This window comes from Modestobacter sp. KNN46-3 (assembly GCF_011039295.1).
Window position 1 is genome coordinate 1 of sequence record NZ_JAAKGN010000111.1, and the last position, 16,151, is coordinate 16,151.

Consider the following 16,151-nt stretch of genomic DNA (forward strand, 5'->3'; position numbering starts at 1 on the left):
AGCGTGTCGGGCGTGCTGGGACTCCCTGACGACATCCGGGCCTGCCTGTTCGACCTCGACGGGGTCCTGACGCAGACGGCCAAGGTCCACCAGGCTGCCTGGAAACGGACCTTCGACGAGTTCCTGCCCCCCGTGCCCGCCTTCCAGGTGACCAGCGCCGACCTCACCGACGGCGAGCCGATGCCCCAGCCGCACGTCAGCGGGAAGATGGGCGTGCCCGGAGGCGAGGACCGGTCACCGCAGCTGAGCTGGTCCGGGTTCCCGGCCGAGACCCGCGGCTTCGCGGTCACCGTCTACGACCCCGACGCCCCGACCGCCAGCGGCTTCTGGCACTGGGTGGTGGCCGGCCTCCCGGCCTCGGTGACCGAGCTCCCCAGCGGTGCCGCGGACGGCGGGCTGCCGGACGGCGCGGTGCAGCTGCGCAACGACGCCGGGTTCCCCGGCTACGTCGGAGCGGCCCCGCCGGCCGGGCACGGTCGGCACCGGTACTTCGTCGTCGTCCACGCGCTGGACACCGACGACCTGGGCGTGCCGGCCGAGGCGAGCCCGGCCTACCTGGGGTTCAACCTGTTCAGCCACACCCTCGCCCGGGCCACCCTGGTGGCGACCTACGAGGTGCAGTGACCCGTCGTCCGGCTGGGGCGGCGGGGCTCCGGCCGCCCCAGCCGGACAGCCGCTCTGCGGCTCAGCCGGACGGACGCTCCGCGACGCAGCTGGTGGCCACCCGGGCGAAGCCCGCTCGCTCGTAGACCCGCGCCACGTCGTCGTCGCCGGCGGAGAGGAAGACCAGGTCGGCCGTCTGCCGGGCGTGCTCGACCAGGGCCGAGGTGAGCCCGGCCCCCAGCCCGCGGCCACGGAACCGGGGCAGGGTGGCCACGCCGACGACCTCGCTGATCTCGGTGCCGTCGACCTGCACCGGCTGGTGCGAGCCGATGGCGACCGGCTCGCCGTCTTCGACGGCCACCATCATCACCGTCGAGCCCGACGCGACCCGGTCGCGCAGCACCTCGGTCGGCGGGACGGCGGCCGGGCCGGGGTCGTCCCGGGCCACCTCCGGGGTGTCCCGGGGGGCGTCGTCCGCCGGCGCGCCGGCGGGCGTGGCGAACGCCAGCGCGGCCAGCCGCTGGTACAGACCCAGCCGCGGGTCGTCGGCGCCCACCAGGTAGAGCCGCACCTCGCTGGGCAGCAGCACCTCGACCGGGTCGTCGGCCACCAGCAGCGGCAGCTCGTCGACCACCAGCCCCGCTGCCCGCGCCACCGTGGCCAGGCCGCGGCAGCGGTCGCCGAGCCACTCCAGCGACGCCGGCAGGCCGGCCCGCTCCTGCAGGGCGATCGCGGCCCGGACGTCGTCTACCGCGACCTCGCCCTGGAAGCCGGGCCGCGGCCGGGCGGGGTGCGGCCACTCCGGCGGACCGATCGGCACCTGCAGCGCACCCACGGAGTGCACCCGGGCGTCCGTCAGCGGGGCGAGGGCGAAGTAGCGCTCGATCCGGTCGAGCAGCCCGGGCGACGACACGCCCCGGACCCTAGCGGCCCCGCGCTGGAGGACGGGCCGGCAGCCGTCCCCGACCCACCCGGTCGGGGGGCGCCCGGCAGGCAGACGGCACCATGGGCGCCGTGACGGCCGGAACGCGTGCGCAGGTCTCGCCCTTCACCGCGTTCGACCGACAGTCGTGGCGGGCGCTGGCTGCCGGCGGTGAGCTGCCCCTGGACGACGCCGACGTCCGGCAGCTGGCCACGCTCGGCGACCGGATCGACCTGGACGAGGTCTCCACCGTCTACCTGCCCCTGGCCCGGCTGCTGCACCTGCACGTCACCGCGAGCCGGCGGCTGTGGGCCGCCCAGACCCAGTTCCTCGGTGCGCGCACCGCGAAGGTCCCGTTCGTCATCGCCGTGGCCGGCAGCGTGGCCGTCGGCAAGAGCACCACCGCGCGGCTGCTGCAGGCGCTGCTGGCCGCCGCCCCGGACACCCCGCGGGTCGACCTGGTCACCACCGACGGCTTCCTGCTGCCCAACGCCGTCCTGGAGTCCCGCGGCCTGCTCGGCCGCAAGGGCTTCCCGGAGAGCTACGACCGGCGGGCGCTGCTGCGTTTCCTGGCCGACGTGAAGTCCGGCAAGCCGGCGGTCAGCGCCCCGCTCTACTCCCACCAGTACTACGACGTGCTCCCCGACGAGCGGCAGGTCGTCGACTCCCCCGACGTGCTGGTGCTGGAGGGGCTCAACGTGCTGCAGGCCGGCGCGCGCAACGACGGCCGGGTGCCCGAGGTCTTCCTCTCGGACTTCTTCGACTTCTCCGTCTACGTCGACGCCACCGAGCACGACATCTCCCAGTGGTACGTGGAGCGCTTCCTCGCGCTGCGCCGCACGGCGTTCCAGGACTCCGGCGCGTACTTCCACCGCTTCGCCGACCTCACCGACGAGCAGGCCACGACGACGGCGCGGGGGATCTGGGAGGCGGTCAACGAGCCGAACCTGCGACTCAACATCGCCCCCACCCGGTCCCGGGCGCGCCTGGTGTTGCAGAAGGCCGCCGACCACTCCGTGCGACGGGTGCTGCTGCGCAAGCTCTGAGCGTCCGCTGGCAGGAAGTGCCGAGCACGCCCGCCGACGTCGTGAGGTCGCGTCCCCGCCCGCCGAGAGTGACGCGGCGCACACTCGGCTCACCGCAGCGCCGCGGCCGCACCCTGCCTCGCTTCCCCTGGAGTGGACCCCGATGTGCTCGCACCCCTCGACCTGTCCCCCGCCCACGGCAGACGGCCGCGTGCTGGCCGTGCCGCTGCACCGCCGTCCCGAACAGGGGTGGACGCTGCTGTGCAACGGCGTGGTCGTGTTCGACGACGACGGCGAACTGCTCCCGGACGGTCAGGTCGTGCTGACCCGCCCCTGGGCCCTGGCCGGCGCCTCCGCCGGCTGATCGGGTCGGCTCAGCCCACGCCTGCGGCGTCGGCGGCCTGGGTGAGCAGCGTGACGAACGCGGCCTGGTCCAGCGCAGCGTCCGCGGTGCCGGTCTGGCTCAGCATGACCGCGCGCGGGCCGTCGGTGACCACACCGACCAGCATCGAGACCGTGCCGACCGGGTGGGTCATCGTGACCGCCAGCCCGGCGGCGGAGTCCCCGCGCTCCCGGACGTCCAGCGCCGACAGGCCGATCCCGACCTGCATCCCCCAGGGCACGTCGACGGTCGCGTCCGCGCAGGCCTGGACGAGCTGGTCGACCGGCAGCTCCAGCCCCTCGACGGCCGGCCCCTCGGCGACCACCTGGAAGGTCCGCTGCTGATCGGTGGCGGCCACCTGGGCCGCGACCGCCGGCATCTCCTCGTCCTCGAGCGTCGGGAGGGCGGCCAGCGCGTCAGCGCAGGCGGCCGGTTCGACCGACGGCTCGGCTGCCGTGCCGTCCTCGTCGGTGCCGTCCTCGTCGGTGCCGTCCGCGTCGGTGCCGTCCGCGTCGGTGCCGTCCGCGTCGCCCCACCAGTGGTGGCCACCCCAGCCGTGGTGGCCGCCCCAGCCGCGGTGGCCGCCCCAGCCGCCGTGGTCGCCCCACGACCCGTCACCCGACCACGGCCCGGCCCACGGCCCGGCCCAGGACCCCGACCAGGGGCCGACCCACTCCGACGGGAGCTGCAGCACCGTGGCGTCCGGGCCGAACGCGGACTCCGGCAGCAGCGCGCCGGCCAGCTCCTCCGCGGCGGCCTCGTCGGCGGCCGGCGCGACGCTGCCGGAGGCGGCCGCCTCGCTGACCGCGGTGGGACCGGCGGCGCCCAGCTGGCTCGCACAGGAGGTCAGGAGCACCGTCCCGACGAGCGATACCACACCGACCGACGACCGACGCACCAGGGTCCCCATGCACGGGGATCGTGCACCTTCCGGGCCGCGCCGTCGACCCCTTCCCGGCGTGTCAGGACCGGGCGCCCACCACGTCCTGCGCCGTCCCCAGGTCATCGGGGGCCCCGTCGGCGCGGCCAGGCTCGGTCGCCACCGGCGGGCGCGGCTCCGCGGGCTCCTCGAACGCCTCCGGCGACGGGCAGGAGCAGACCAGGTTGCGGTCGCCGTAGGCCCCGTCGATGCGCCGCACCGGCGCCAGGTAGCCGCGCCCGACCAGCCCCGGGACGGGGTACACGGCCGCCTCGCGGGAGTACGGGCGGTCCCACTCCCCCGCCAGCATCTTCAGCGTGTGCGGGGCGTTGCGCAGCGGGTTGTCCTCGCGGTCGTACTCGCCGCTGGCGACCCGCTCGATCTCCCCGCGGATGTGCACCATCGCCTCGACGAACCGGTCCAGCTCGGCCTTGTCCTCGCTCTCGGTCGGCTCGACCATCAACGTGCCGGCCACCGGGAAGCTCATCGTCGGCGCGTGGAAGCCCAGGTCGATCAGCCGCTTGGCGATGTCGTCGTTGGTCACGCCGGTGGCCTTGGTGAGCGGCCGGATGTCCAGGATGCACTCGTGCGCCACCAGGCCGGTCGCACCGGTGTAGAGCACCGGGTAGTGCGGCCGCAGCCGCTCGGCGACGTAGTTGGCCGCCAGGATCGCCTGCTCGGTGGCCTGGAGCAGCCCGTCGGGGCCCATCAGCCGCAGGTAGGCCCAGGAGATCGGCAGGATCCCCGCCGAGCCCCATGGGGCACCGGAGATCGCCGGGCCGCTGCCCCCGGTCTCCACCAGCGGGTGGCCGGGCAGGAAGGGCACCAGGTGCTCCCGGACGCCGATCGGCCCCACGCCGGGGCCGCCGCCGCCGTGCGGGATGCAGAAGGTCTTGTGCAGGTTGAGGTGGCTGACGTCGGAGCCGAACCGGCCGGGCTTGGCCAGCCCGACCAGGGCGTTGAGGTTCGCGCCGTCGACGTAGACCTGACCGCCGGCGTCGTGCACCGCGGCGCAGATCTGCTGCACCTCCACCTCGAACACCCCGTGGGTCGAGGGGTAGGTGATCATGATCGCGGCGAGCCGCTCGGCGTGGGCGTCGACCTTGGCCCGCAGGTCGGCGAGGTCGACGTTGCCGGCCTCGTCGCAGGCCACCACGACCACCCGCATGCCGGCCATGACGGCGCTGGCCGCGTTGGTGCCGTGCGCGGAGGACGGGATGAGGCACACGTCGCGCTCGACGTCGCCGCGGCTGTGGTGGTACGCGCGGATGGCCATCAGGCCGGCGAACTCACCCTGCGACCCGGCGTTGGGCTGCACGCTGACCGCGGCGTACCCGGTGACCTCGGCGAGCCCGTCGCACAGCTCCTGGATCAGCTGGGCGTACCCGCGGGCCTGCTCGACCGGTGCGAAGGGGTGCAGGCCGGCGAACTCCGGCCAGGTGATCGCAGCCATCTCGGTGGCGGCGTTCAGCTTCATGGTGCACGAGCCCAGCGGGATCATCGTGCGGTCCAGCGCGAGGTCCTTGTCCGACAGCCGGCGCAGGTAGCGCAGCATCGCCGTCTCCGAACGGTGCTCGGCGAAGACCGGGTGGGTGAGGAACGGGGTGCGCCGGCGGAGCGCTGCCGGGAGCGCCACGTCCCCGGCGTCGTCCAGGCCCGCGTCGTCCGTGCCCACCCCGAACGCCTCGGCGACCAGCCGCAGGACGGCGGGCGTCGTCGTCTCGTCGCAGGCGATTGCCACGGCGTCGTCGTCGACCATGCGCAGGTTCACCCGGCGGGCGGCGGCGGCGGCCACCACCTCGGCGGCCCGGCCGGGCACCGCGACGACGACGGTGTCGAAGAAGTGCTCGTGCACCACGGTGAGGCCACCGGCGCGCAGCCAGCCGGCCAGCACCTGGGCGGTGCGGTGCACCCGGGCGGCGATCGCGGTGAGCCCCTCGGCCCCGTGGTAGACGGCGTAGGCGCCGGCCATGACGGCGAGCAGCACCTGGGCGGTGCAGATGTTGCTGGTGGCCTTCTCCCGGCGGATGTGCTGCTCCCGGGTCTGCAGCGCCAGCCGGTAGGCCACGTCGCCGTCGGCGTCGACCGAGACCCCCACCAGGCGGCCGGGGAGCTGGCGGGCCAGGCCCTCGCGCACCGACAGGTACCCGGCGTGCGGGCCCCCGTAGCCCATCGGGACGCCGAAGCGCTGGGTGGTGCCGCAGGCGACGTCGGCGCCCCACTCCCCCGGCGCCTCCAGCAGGGTGAGGGCGAGCAGGTCGGCGGCGACCACGACGGCGGCACCGGCCGCGTGCGCGGCCGCGGCCAGCTCGCGGTGGTCCCGGACCGCGCCGCTGGCGCCCGGGTAGGCCAGCAGCACGCCGAACGCCCCTGCCTCCGGGAGGTCGGTGGGCCAGCCGGCGGAGAGGTCGGCCACGTGCAGGCCGATGCCCAGCGGCTCGGCCCGGGTGCGCAGCACGGCCACGGTCTGCGGCAGCGTGTCGGCGTCGACGACGAAGACGGCGTCGCGCTTCGCCCGCCCGGCCCGGCGCACCAGCGTCATCGCCTCCGCCGCGGCGGTGGCCTCGTCCAGCATCGAGGCGCCGGCGACCGGCAGCCCGGTGAGGTCGGCGACCATCGTCTGGAAGTTGATCAGCGCCTCGAGGCGGCCCTGGCTGATCTCCGGCTGGTAGGGCGTGTAGGCGGTGTACCAAGCGGGGTTCTCCAGGATGTTCCGCTGGATGACCGCCGGGGTGATCGTGTCGCTGTAGCCGAGCCCGATCATCGAGGTGAACACCTCGTTGGCCGCTGCCCGTTCCCGCAGTTGCGCCAGCACCGTCGCCTCGTCGGCGGCCGCCGGGAGGTCCAACGGGGTGCGGTCGCGCACGCCCTCCGGCACACAGGCATCGGCCAGCGAGGCGAGCGAGGCGTGGCCGAGGACCTCGAGCATCGCGGCGGTGTCCGCCGGGCGGGGGCCGATGTGCCGGGCCGCGAACGACCCGCTCGTCGACAGCGCGGAGAGCGCGGGGAGCGACCCGGTCAGGGGTGCGGGATCAGAACCAGGAGTCCGGTCGGCCACTGCTGAGACGGTACCAGCGCGAGGTCAGCGGCTCGGGCCGTCCAGGCCGAGGTGCTTCGATCGCGGCCGCGCCGGGTCGACCTCGAGGCCGGAGCCGGCCTGCCCGAGGGTCGAGCCGCACACGGCGGGGTCGAGCCGCCTGCGGACGGCAGCTGAGAGCGCGCCGAGGCCGGCGGGGTGTGGCCTAGGCCGAGGCGGCGCGCCGGCGGCGGCGGGCGGACAGCTCGTCGTCGGCGACGGAGCCGCCCCCGTCCAGCCGCTCGGCCGGCAGCTCCGCGAGCTCCCCGGAGAGCTCCCGGAGGGCCCCGGAGACCGCGATGCCGAAGACGCCCTGGCCGCCGGCGAGCAGGTCGACGACCTCCTCGGCCGAGGTGCACTCGTAGACGGTGGCGCCGTCGGAGAGCAGCGTGATGTTGGCGAGGTCCTTGACCCCGCGGGTGCGCAGGTGGTCGACGGCCTTGCGGATGTTCTGCAGCGAGACGCCGGTGTCCAGCAGCCGCTTCACGACCTTGAGCACCAGGATGTCGCGGAAGGAGTAGAGCCGCTGCGTGCCCGACCCGGTGGCGGTCCGCACGGACGGTGCGACCAGCCCGGTGCGCGCCCAGTAGTCCAGCTGCCGGTAGGTGATGCCGGCGGCGGCGCACGCCGTCGGGCCGCGGTAGCCGACGACGTCGGTGTCGACCTCGTCGTAGGAGGGGACGCCCACCGCTGCGTCGCTGAACAGCTGACCCTGTGAACCGTTGTCCTGGTCGCTCACGGGCACTCCTCGCTGGCGCTCATCTGCCGCGGTCGCGGCGCTGCTGGGTTCGTGCCGTCGATCGCGGGCCCGCTCACTCCAGCGCCTCCTCGACTCCGGCACCCAGCACCTGGGCCGTTCCCGTGCTGTCGCTGGGAACGGTCACGGGCGCGACTCAGGGACTTCCACGCACGTGATTCGCTGACCGTAGGCGGGGGCCGGGGCAGGGTCAACCGAGGGACGCGGCGTGTCGCTGGACTCACCCGCGCGAGTGGCTCCGGGGAGCCGCGGCTCAGCTGCCGCCGGAGCCCGACCCCGCGCCGAAGTCCTCGGGGCTGATGTTGTCCAGGAACTCGCGGAACTTCTCCACCTCGTCCTCCTGCTCGTCGGGGATCTCGATCCCGACCTCGTCGAGCAGGGCCTCGGCGCCGTAGATGGGCGCACCGGTGCGGACGGCGAGGGCGACGGCGTCGGACGGACGGGCGCTCACCGTGCGCTCGTCGCCGAACTGCAGCTCCGCGAGGTAGATGCCGTCGCGCATCTCGGTGATGTGGACGGCCTCCAGCGTGGCGCCGAGGGCCGTGACGACCTCGCGCAGCAGGTCGTGGGTCATCGGCCGGGCCGGCCGGACGCCCTGCTGTTCGAAGGCGATCGCCGCGGCCTCGGTCGCGCCGATCCAGATGGGCAGGTACCGCTCCCCCTGGGTCTCCTTGAGCAGCAGGATGGGCTGGTTGCCGGGCAGCTCCACCCGGACGCCGACGACTCTGAGCTCCTGCACGTCTGGCTCCCCTCCGCTGACTTCCCCGTGGTCACCCGCCGGCTCCCCGACCGTCCACCGTTCGGCGGCCGGCCGGTGCGCCAGGGGTGCCCGCACCCCCGCAACGGTACGCCAGCGGTCAGCCGCCGAGGACCTCGCGCAGGCGCGACTCCAGCAGCCCGCCGTGCAGTTGTGCCGACAGCGCGGCCAGCTCCTGGAGCTGCTCACCGGCCCGGGCGCGCGCCTCCTCGGAGCGCGCCAGCAGCACCGGGGCCACCAGCTGCTCGAGCAGGGCGGCCTCCCGCTCCGCCGCCGTCCGGTACACCCGCAGGTGCCGCGGTTCGATGCCGTGCCGGGCCAGGCCGGCAACGGCGCGGCCCACGGGCAGGTCGGTGACGCGGTGCCGGCCCTGGGAGTCGGCGTTGAGCAGCCCGAACTGGACGCAGTCGGCCAGCTGGGCCTCCGTCAGGCCGGCGGCCGCCGCGAACTCGGGGCCGGGCAGGGGGGCGGTCCCGACCAGCTGGCCGGCCACCCCGCCGGCGGTCCCGCCGCCGGGCACCGGCTCGCCCCGGTCCAGGGCGTCCAGGTGCTCCTTGATGACCCGCAACGGCAGGTACTGGTCCCGCTGGGCGGCCAGCACGTAGCGGAGTCGGGCCACGTCGGAGACGGAGAACTTCCGGTAGCCCGACGGCGTCCGCTGCGGGTGGACCAGCTCCTCGGACTCCAGGTAGCGGATCTTGCTGATCGTCACGTCCGGGAAGTCGCCGCGCAGGGCGGACAGCACCTCGCCGATGGTGAACCGGGGCCTGGTGTCAGCAGTGTCCCTGGCGTCCGCGGCGTCCCTGCGGTCAGCGGCGTCCCGGGCGTCGGCGGTGTCCCGGTCAGCGCTGGGGCTGGGCTGGGGCACCGCCGTCATGACCGGAGTCCGCTCTCGGCCCGCTCCGTGCACGACTTGGCGGTCATGCGCCGGCCGGCTCGCCCGTCCGCGGCCCGGTCAGGTAGACCAGGCGGAACTTGCCGATCTGGACCTCGTCGCCGCCGGCGAGGGAGGCCACGTCGACCGGCTCGCGGTTGACGTAGGTGCCGTTGAGGCTGCCCACGTCGTGGACGGTGAACCCGCCGCCCTCGCGGTGGAACTCCACGTGCCGGCGGCTGACCGTCACGTCGTCGAGGAAGATGTCGCTGTCGGGGTGCCGACCTGCGGTGGTGACCTCCTGGTCGAGCAGGAAGCGGCTGCCCGCGTTGGGGCCACGCTTCACCACGAGCAGCGCGGACCCGGCCGGCAGCGACTCGACCGCGCCGGCGTGCGCGTCCGCGGTCGACTCGGCGACCTCGGCCTGCTCGCCGGAGTCCTCGCCGCCGACCTTGGGGATGATGCTGGTCGACTCGCCGACCCGCTCGGGGCTCAACGCCGCCCCGCACTGCGCGCAGAAGCGGCTGCCCTCTGGGTTCTGGTGGCCACATCGAGTGCAGAGCACGTCTGTCTCCTCCGGTGCAGGCGGCACCGCCGCGGGCCTGGTGGTACGGGCCGCGGTCGGCCGGCGGACGACGGACCGGACGGCCCGTCGTAGGTCGGCCGACCGCACGATCACGGTCGGGCCGGGGGTCATGGAACCAGCGGCCGACCCGAGGGTCAACCGCACGTACAGGGTGAGGGTCGGACGCCGTGGAGCGCACGGCCGACCGTCGCAGTGATGATAGTGATCGCCGACCACCCCGACCGGACGGCGGGGGGCCAGCACGGTGACGGGCCGATCCGGCCGGCCCGGTCAGGGCGGGCTCAGGAGCCCTGGACGACCGCCTGGTACGCCGCCGCGTCCAGCAGCGACGCGGTCGGGTCGCCGTCCTGCCCGGTCACCTGGACCTCGACCAGCCAGCCGGCACCGTAGGGATCGCTGTTGACCGTCTCCGGCGCGTCGGTCAGGGCCTCGTTCACCGCCGACACGACGCCGGCCACCGGCGAGTAGACGTCGGAGACGGACTTGGTGGACTCGACCTCACCGATCGGGTTGCCGGGGGCCACCTCCGCACCCACCTCGGGCAGCTGGACGAACACGATGTCCCCCAGCGCGTCCTGGGCGTGGTCGGTGATCCCGACCCGGACCACCGTCGCGGCACCCTCGGTGCCCTGGACCAGCGCCCACTCGTGCTGGTCGGTGTAACGGCGGTCATCGGGTGTGGTCATTCAGCATCTCCCAGCAGTCGCGGAACGGTTTCTCGGCCCCCGTGCAGGGCCCCGGGCCGAGCGCCAGCGAGGTCTGGGGGGCACGAGGTCCTTCCTCAGTCCCCCTCGGCCGGCTCAGCGTATTGAGGCGTGTCCAGTGGCCGCAACGCGTCCACCACGACGTCCTGGGAGGGGGTGATGGCCACGTCGCCGCGGCGCTGGTTGACCATCGCGGAGACCCCGCCGGGGATGCTGAGGGCGGTGGCCATGTCCTCGGGTGACCCGATGACCCGGATCGTGTAGGGCGCCTCCACCGGCTCCCCGTCGATCTCCAGGGCACCGGGTTCGCCGGTGATGGCGCTGCTCACGCCGATCCGGACGCCGTCGATCTGCATCGTCTCCGCGCCGGCGCCGCGCAGCTCCTGGATGGCGTTGAGCACGACGCCGGCGGTGATCCGGTCGGCGGGATCACGGATGACCACCTCGAGCCCGGGACCGCGGGCGGCGACGGTGCCGTTGAGGATGCCGAGCGCCTCGGCCCGCTCCTCTGCCTCCGCCAGCGCGGCGGCCGCGGCGCTGTCGGAGCTGCCCAGCTGGGCCAGCGCCGCCCGTTGGTCGTTGATCTCCTGACGGAGCCGGTCCTCCCGGGAGGAGAGGTCGTCGAGGATGCGGACGAGGTCCTCCTCGCGCAGGCCGGCCAGCTGCTGGTCGGTGTCGGTGCTGCGGACCTGCACCGCGAAGGCGAAGCCCAGCAGCAGGGTGAGCACGCCGATGAGGAAGGCCGCCAGCGGATCGCGGCGTCGTCGTCCGGCCACCGGCGTGGCCCCGGCGCCGTCCGCACCGTCCGGCAGGCCGGCCGCCTCCTGCTCCCCCACCCCGTCGGCACCGGGGGTGCCAGCCTCCGGGGTGCCAGCCTCGGGGGTCGCTGCCGCCGAGGAGCCCGTCCCGGGGTCGTCGGCACCGGCAGACGCGGGATCGGACCAGCGATCGGCGGTCGGCTCCTCGCTCATGCGCGGAACAGGTGCCGGCGGATCGCCGCGGCGTTGCCGAAGATGCGGATGCCGAGCACCACCACCACGGCGGTGGACAGCTGCGCGCCGACCCCGAGCTGGTCACCGAGGAAGACGATCAGCGCTGCGACGACGACGTTGGAGACGAAGGAGACGACGAAGACCTTGGCGTCGAAGATCCGGTCGAAGCGCGCCCGCACCCCGCCGAACACCGCGTCCAGCGCTGCGACCACCGCGATCGGCAGGTAGGGCTGCAGCCAGAGCGGGACGCTGGGGTCGAGCAGCAGCCCCAGCACCACGCCGACTGCGAGTCCGAGGATCGGGATCACGCGTCAGCCTCCGTCGGTGGGCGGGTCGGGGGTGGCGGGCGCCGCTGCCTCACCTTGTTCCTCGGGTGCGAGGAGCGGCTCGGCGAACAGCAGCTCCGCGCTGCTGCCGGCCGGCAGCTCGAGGTCGTCGGCCCGGGCGAAGTCGAAGACCACACCGAAGTCCTTCGTCAGCGTGGCCAGCTCGTTGGCCTCGGGGGTGGCCAGGAAGGCGCGGGCCAGGTCGTCGGGGTCGCCGACCGCGGAGATCTCGTAGGGGTTCATCACCGGTCGGAAGTCGACCAGGATGGCGTCTCCGGCCTGGCGGATGGCGGTGGTCGGGCCCACCCGCTGACCGTTGATGCTGACCGCCTCGGCACCGGAGGCCCACAGCGCGTTCACCGCCAGCTGGAGGTCGCCGTCCTGGACCCGGCCGGCCAGTGCGATCTGGTCGGACCCGCCGACCGGGTCGCTGTCCGCTGCCGGCGGGGCGTTGCCGACCGTCACGCGGAGCCCGGGCCCGGAGACCGCCACCGCGGCGGCGCCCTGCTGCGCCGCCGCGAGCCGGCTCAGCGCGCGCTGCCCGACCACGCTGGTGTCCAGCGCCTGCTGCCGGGTCCGGGCGACCTCTGCGGTGAGCTCCTGCAGCTGGGCGGCCAGCTCGTCGCCGATCGCGGACTCCTGGACGATGTCGTCGCGCAGCGCCTCCCGGGCCGCCTCACGCCCCTGCGCGCCGGCCGCCGCCTCCTGGTAGGTCACCGCGGCCAGCAGGCCGGCCAGGAGCATCGCGGCGGCGACGAGCAGCTGGCCCCGGTTGCGCTGCAGCCAGGAGGGTCGGGGAGCCGGACCGGGCTGGGCCGTCGGTCCGGTCGCCTCCTCCGCGGCCCGGGCCGCCCGGGCCGCAGCGACCTGGGCGTAGGCCGGGTCCAGGGTGTCGGCCAGCACCTGGTCCAGCAGGGAGGCACCCAGCGAACGTGGCCGCCCGGGTGCGGGCGCGTTCACGCCTCCACTCCGGCCGGGCGACGCCCGGACAGCAGCTGGACGGCCTGGACCACGTAGAAGACCCCTGCGAGCAGGTAGAGCGCCGCCCCCCACACGGTGAGCGCGTAGGCGACCGGCTGGACCACCGCGGCCACCGACCCCTCGCCGTCGGCCAGCAGCAGGAGGGGGAAGGCGTACAGCAGCAGGAAGGTCGCGGCCTTGCCGAGGTAGTGCACCTGCAGCGGCGGCCAGCCCGCGCGCCGGAGCACCAGCAGGGTCGTGGCCAGCACGACCTCGCGCAGCAGCAGCACGACGACCACCCACAGCGGCACGACGTCCCGGATGACGAAGGCGATCAGCGTCGCGACGATGTAGAGGCGGTCGGCGGCCGGGTCCAGGAACGCGCCGAGCCGGCTGGCTTGTCCCAGCGCGCGGGCGAGCTTCCCGTCGAGCCAGTCGGTGGCGCCGGAGACCGCGAGCACGACGATGGCCCAGCCGTCGGCGTGCGGGCCCAGCAGCAGCCAGAGGAACAGGGGCACGCCCAGCAGCCGGACGACCGACAGCACGTTCGGCAGCGTCAGCACCCGGTCGCCCAGCTCGTCCCGGTTCCGCTGCACCACGCGCCGACGGTCAGCCGGACCGTCGGCCGCCCGGTCGCCCGCCGTCGTCATCGCAGCTCCACCTCGCCGTCCACCGCGGGTCAGGCTAGTGCCCGACGTCCATGGTCCCCCCGCCGACCGGCCGGTCGCCCGGGGCACCCTCAGCACCCGCCCCTTGACGACCGGCGTCCCGGTGCCGTCAGGTTCTCCGATGACCACCGGACCCCTCGCCGGGCTGCGCGTCGTCGAGCTCACCGGTCTCGGCCCCGCCCCGTTCGCGGCGATGCTCCTCGCCGACCTCGGCGCCGACGTGCTGCGGGTCGACCGCCCCGGCGCCCGACCGCCCGCGCCGTCCGCCGAGCACGACCTGCTGGCCCGCGGGCGGCGGTCGGTGGCCGTCGACCTCAAGGACCCGGACGGCGCGGAGCTGGTCCGGCGCCTCGCCGAGCGCGCGGACGTGCTGCTCGAGGGCTTCCGGCCCGGGGTCACCGAGCGGCTGGGCATCGGGCCGCAGGAGTGCCTGGCCCGCAACCCCCGCCTGGTGTACGGCCGGATGACCGGCTGGGGTCAGGACGGCCCACTCGCGACGACGGCCGGGCACGACCTCGGCTACATCGCGGTCACCGGCGTCCTGCACGCGATCGGACGGGCGGGCGGGCCGCCGCAGGTCCCGCTGAACCTGGTCGGCGACTTCGGCGGCGGGGCGATGTACCTGGTGGTGGGGGTGCTCGCCGCGCTGCTGGAGGCCCGCGGCAGCGGCCGGGGCCAGGTGGTGGACGCCGCCATCGTCGACGGCAGCGCGCACCTGGCGACCATGATCGTCGGCATGCTGGCCGGCGGGGTGTGGCAGGACACCCGCGGCGTGAACCTGCTGGACTCCGGCGTCCCCTGGTACGACGTCTACGAGACCGCCGACGGCCGGCACCTCGCGGTCGGCGCCCTGGAGCCGCAGTTCTACGCCGAGCTCGTCGACCGGCTGGGCTTGGCCGGCCGCGTGCAGGACCGGGCCGGGGCGGACCCGGAGGTGCTGCGCGGCCTGTTCGCCGACGCGATCGGCCGGCGGACCCGCGACGAGTGGACCGAGGTGTTCGCCGGCAGCGACGCCTGCGTGGCCCCGGTGCTCTCCTTCGCCGAGGCCCGCGACCACCCGCAGCTGGCGGCGCGGCAGACCTACGTCGAGCGGGACGGCGTCGTGCAGCCGGCACCCGCGCCGCGGTTCTCCCGCACCCCGGCCACGCTCGACCGGCCGCCGTCCCGCGCCGGGGAGCACACCCGGGCGGCACTGTCGGACTGGGGCATCACCGACGTCGACGCACTGCTGGCCGCCGGCACGGTGGTCCAGGCCCCGACTCCCCTCGACTGACCGTCCGTGGACGGTCAGTCGTTGTGCAGCAGGTCACACATGACCTAGCGTTCCCTCTTAACGGACATGTCGTTCGATTTCCGAGTGGAACGAGGCAGCCTGTGGTCACGACGCCCCGCAGCCCCGCAGCCGAGCCGCTGGACGCCGAGGCAGCCCTCGGCACCTTCGAGGCGGCGGTGTCCTCCGCCTGCGCACCGGTGCGGGTGCGGCCGGTCGAGGGCGTCGCCTTCCACGGCCGGCTGCGCAGTGCCACCGCCGACGGGCTCCTCGTCACCGCGCTGCGCACCAGCCCCAACTCGGTCTCCCGTACCGGGCGCCTGCTCAGCTCCACCGACCCGGAGTTCCTCAAGCTGATCTGGCAGCGCTCCGGCGTCAGCCGGCTGAGCCAGGACGGGCGTCGGGGGGAGGCCAGGCCCGGGGACCTGGTGGCCTACGAGACGACCCGGCCGTACCACCTGGACAGCGCAGGTACGAACTGGGAGGCGGTCGTCGTCGCGGTGCCGCGGGACCGGCTGCAACCGCACCTCCGACCGTTCAGCGAGCGGACCGCGGTCCCCGTCCCGGCGACGAGCAGCCCCGCTCGCGCGCTCTCCTCGATGCTGGAGGAACTGTCGAGGTGCGAGGACGCCGGTTCGGGCGACTCCCCCGCGGCGTGCCACCTCGGTGACGCCCTCGTGTCGATGGTGCTCGCCGTCTACGCCGGGCTCCCCCAGGTGCCCGGGGGCAGCGGGCCGACCCTGGCCGACCGGGTGCGCACGTACGCGCTGGCCCACCTCGGGGACCCCGACCTCGGCGTCGAGTCGATCGCGGTTGCCCTCGGCGTCTCGGTGCGCCAGGTGCACAAGATGTGCGCCCAGGAGGGGTTCACCACCGCCGCGTGGATACGGCGCCGCCGCCTGGAGCGCATCCGCCGCGACCTGCTCGACCCGACGCTCGCCGGCCGGAGCACGCCGTCGATCGCCGCCCGCTGGGGGATCCTCGACGTCACCCATCTCGCGCGACAGTTCCGCGCGGCCTTCGGCGAGTCCCCGGCACAGCTCCGTCGTCGGCACAGCACGGCCGCCTGACGGGTGCCGACCAGTCCCGTGCACGAGATGGCGACAGGCCGTGCACGGGATGGCTCAGCCTCTCCCCCGCGGTGCCGTGGACTCACCGGCGTCGGCGCAGCCCGTCGCCGGCCGGCCGGGCCCCGCTCGGCGAGCCGACCGCGCCGTCCTCGAGGAACGGGCGCACCGGGAGGGAGGCGACCACCCGCAGCGTCAGCTCACCCGCCGCCTCGAGCTCGCGCAGCGCGGCCAGGGGCGCGCCCATGGTCGCGGCCTCCTGC

The 16,151-nt window shown here is 74.9% G+C and carries 17 protein-coding genes; 5 read left to right on the forward strand and 12 right to left on the reverse strand.

Translation table 11 applies throughout. The features are described from left to right. Window positions 1–3 precede the first annotated feature (3 nt). Complete coding sequence (locus G5C62_RS19105) at window positions 4–624, forward strand: YbhB/YbcL family Raf kinase inhibitor-like protein (RefSeq protein WP_241175999.1); 621 nt, start codon at window positions 4–6, stop codon at window positions 622–624. Between the two features lie 61 nt (window positions 625–685). Here G5C62_RS19105 and G5C62_RS19110 read toward each other — a convergent pair whose 3' ends face one another. Further along, on the reverse strand, window positions 686–1,516 hold the full coding sequence (locus G5C62_RS19110) for a GNAT family N-acetyltransferase (protein ID WP_164702277.1): 831 nt from the start codon (window positions 1,514–1,516) through the stop codon (window positions 686–688). Between the two features lie 92 nt (window positions 1,517–1,608). Between G5C62_RS19110 and coaA the strand changes: the two genes are divergently transcribed. Both coaA and G5C62_RS19120 read left to right on the forward strand, forming a co-directional pair. Next, window positions 1,609–2,571, forward strand: a complete 963-nt coding sequence (coaA, locus tag G5C62_RS19115; protein ID WP_036332596.1) for a type I pantothenate kinase — start codon at window positions 1,609–1,611, stop codon at window positions 2,569–2,571. A gap of 142 nt (window positions 2,572–2,713) precedes the next feature. Then, on the forward strand, window positions 2,714–2,914 hold the full coding sequence (locus G5C62_RS19120; protein WP_036332594.1) for a DUF5999 family protein: 201 nt from the start codon (window positions 2,714–2,716) through the stop codon (window positions 2,912–2,914). A 10-nt stretch (window positions 2,915–2,924) separates the two neighbouring features. On the opposite strand, the gene G5C62_RS19125 is transcribed toward G5C62_RS19120, so the two are convergent. The 11 genes from G5C62_RS19125 to G5C62_RS19175 form a co-directional block, all read right to left on the reverse strand. After that, window positions 2,925–3,842, reverse strand: a complete 918-nt coding sequence (locus G5C62_RS19125) for a hypothetical protein (RefSeq protein ID WP_206330727.1) — start codon at window positions 3,840–3,842, stop codon at window positions 2,925–2,927. 52 nt (window positions 3,843–3,894) lie between these two features. Next, a complete protein-coding gene (gene gcvP / locus G5C62_RS19130; RefSeq protein ID WP_206330728.1) occupies window positions 3,895–6,909 on the reverse strand; it encodes an aminomethyl-transferring glycine dehydrogenase in 3,015 nt (1,004 codons plus the stop codon). Between the two features lie 184 nt (window positions 6,910–7,093). Further along, on the reverse strand, window positions 7,094–7,633 hold the full coding sequence (locus G5C62_RS19135; protein ID WP_208383794.1) for a MerR family transcriptional regulator: 540 nt from the start codon (window positions 7,631–7,633) through the stop codon (window positions 7,094–7,096). Between the two features lie 304 nt (window positions 7,634–7,937). After that, complete coding sequence (locus tag G5C62_RS19140) at window positions 7,938–8,423, reverse strand: bifunctional nuclease family protein (protein WP_036332790.1); 486 nt, start codon at window positions 8,421–8,423, stop codon at window positions 7,938–7,940. Between the two features lie 118 nt (window positions 8,424–8,541). After that, a complete protein-coding gene (locus G5C62_RS19145; RefSeq protein WP_164702278.1) occupies window positions 8,542–9,318 on the reverse strand; it encodes a MerR family transcriptional regulator in 777 nt (258 codons plus the stop codon). 43 nt (window positions 9,319–9,361) lie between these two features. Then, on the reverse strand, window positions 9,362–9,880 hold the full coding sequence (locus G5C62_RS19150; RefSeq protein WP_036332588.1) for an FHA domain-containing protein: 519 nt from the start codon (window positions 9,878–9,880) through the stop codon (window positions 9,362–9,364). A gap of 302 nt (window positions 9,881–10,182) precedes the next feature. Then, a complete protein-coding gene (gene gcvH, locus G5C62_RS19155; protein WP_036332586.1) occupies window positions 10,183–10,587 on the reverse strand; it encodes a glycine cleavage system protein GcvH in 405 nt (134 codons plus the stop codon). A 95-nt stretch (window positions 10,588–10,682) separates the two neighbouring features. After that, on the reverse strand, window positions 10,683–11,576 hold the full coding sequence (locus tag G5C62_RS19160) for a DUF881 domain-containing protein (RefSeq protein ID WP_164702280.1): 894 nt from the start codon (window positions 11,574–11,576) through the stop codon (window positions 10,683–10,685). Next, window positions 11,573–11,905, reverse strand: coding sequence for a small basic family protein (locus G5C62_RS19165; RefSeq protein WP_036332584.1), 333 nt, complete (start codon window positions 11,903–11,905; stop codon window positions 11,573–11,575). Before G5C62_RS19165 ends, G5C62_RS19160 begins: the two co-directional genes overlap by 4 nt. Before the next feature lie 3 nt (window positions 11,906–11,908). Further along, window positions 11,909–12,883: a DUF881 domain-containing protein gene (locus tag G5C62_RS19170; protein ID WP_164702281.1), complete on the reverse strand. Its 975-nt coding sequence runs from the start codon at window positions 12,881–12,883 to the stop codon at window positions 11,909–11,911. Continuing rightward, window positions 12,880–13,482 carry a CDP-alcohol phosphatidyltransferase family protein gene (locus G5C62_RS19175; protein ID WP_241175998.1) on the reverse strand — a complete coding sequence of 201 codons (603 nt, stop codon included), beginning with the start codon at window positions 13,480–13,482 and terminating at the stop codon, window positions 12,880–12,882. Before G5C62_RS19175 ends, G5C62_RS19170 begins: the two co-directional genes overlap by 4 nt. A 190-nt stretch (window positions 13,483–13,672) precedes the next feature. On the opposite strand from G5C62_RS19175, the gene G5C62_RS19180 reads away from it, so the two are divergent. Continuing rightward, window positions 13,673–14,824, forward strand: a complete 1,152-nt coding sequence (locus G5C62_RS19180; RefSeq protein ID WP_164702283.1) for a CaiB/BaiF CoA-transferase family protein — start codon at window positions 13,673–13,675, stop codon at window positions 14,822–14,824. 101 nt (window positions 14,825–14,925) lie between these two features. Next, window positions 14,926–15,891 (forward strand): helix-turn-helix domain-containing protein, encoded by a 966-nt coding sequence (locus G5C62_RS19185; protein WP_164702284.1) that lies wholly within the window; start codon window positions 14,926–14,928, stop codon window positions 15,889–15,891. Window positions 15,892–16,151: the final 260 nt, after the last annotated feature.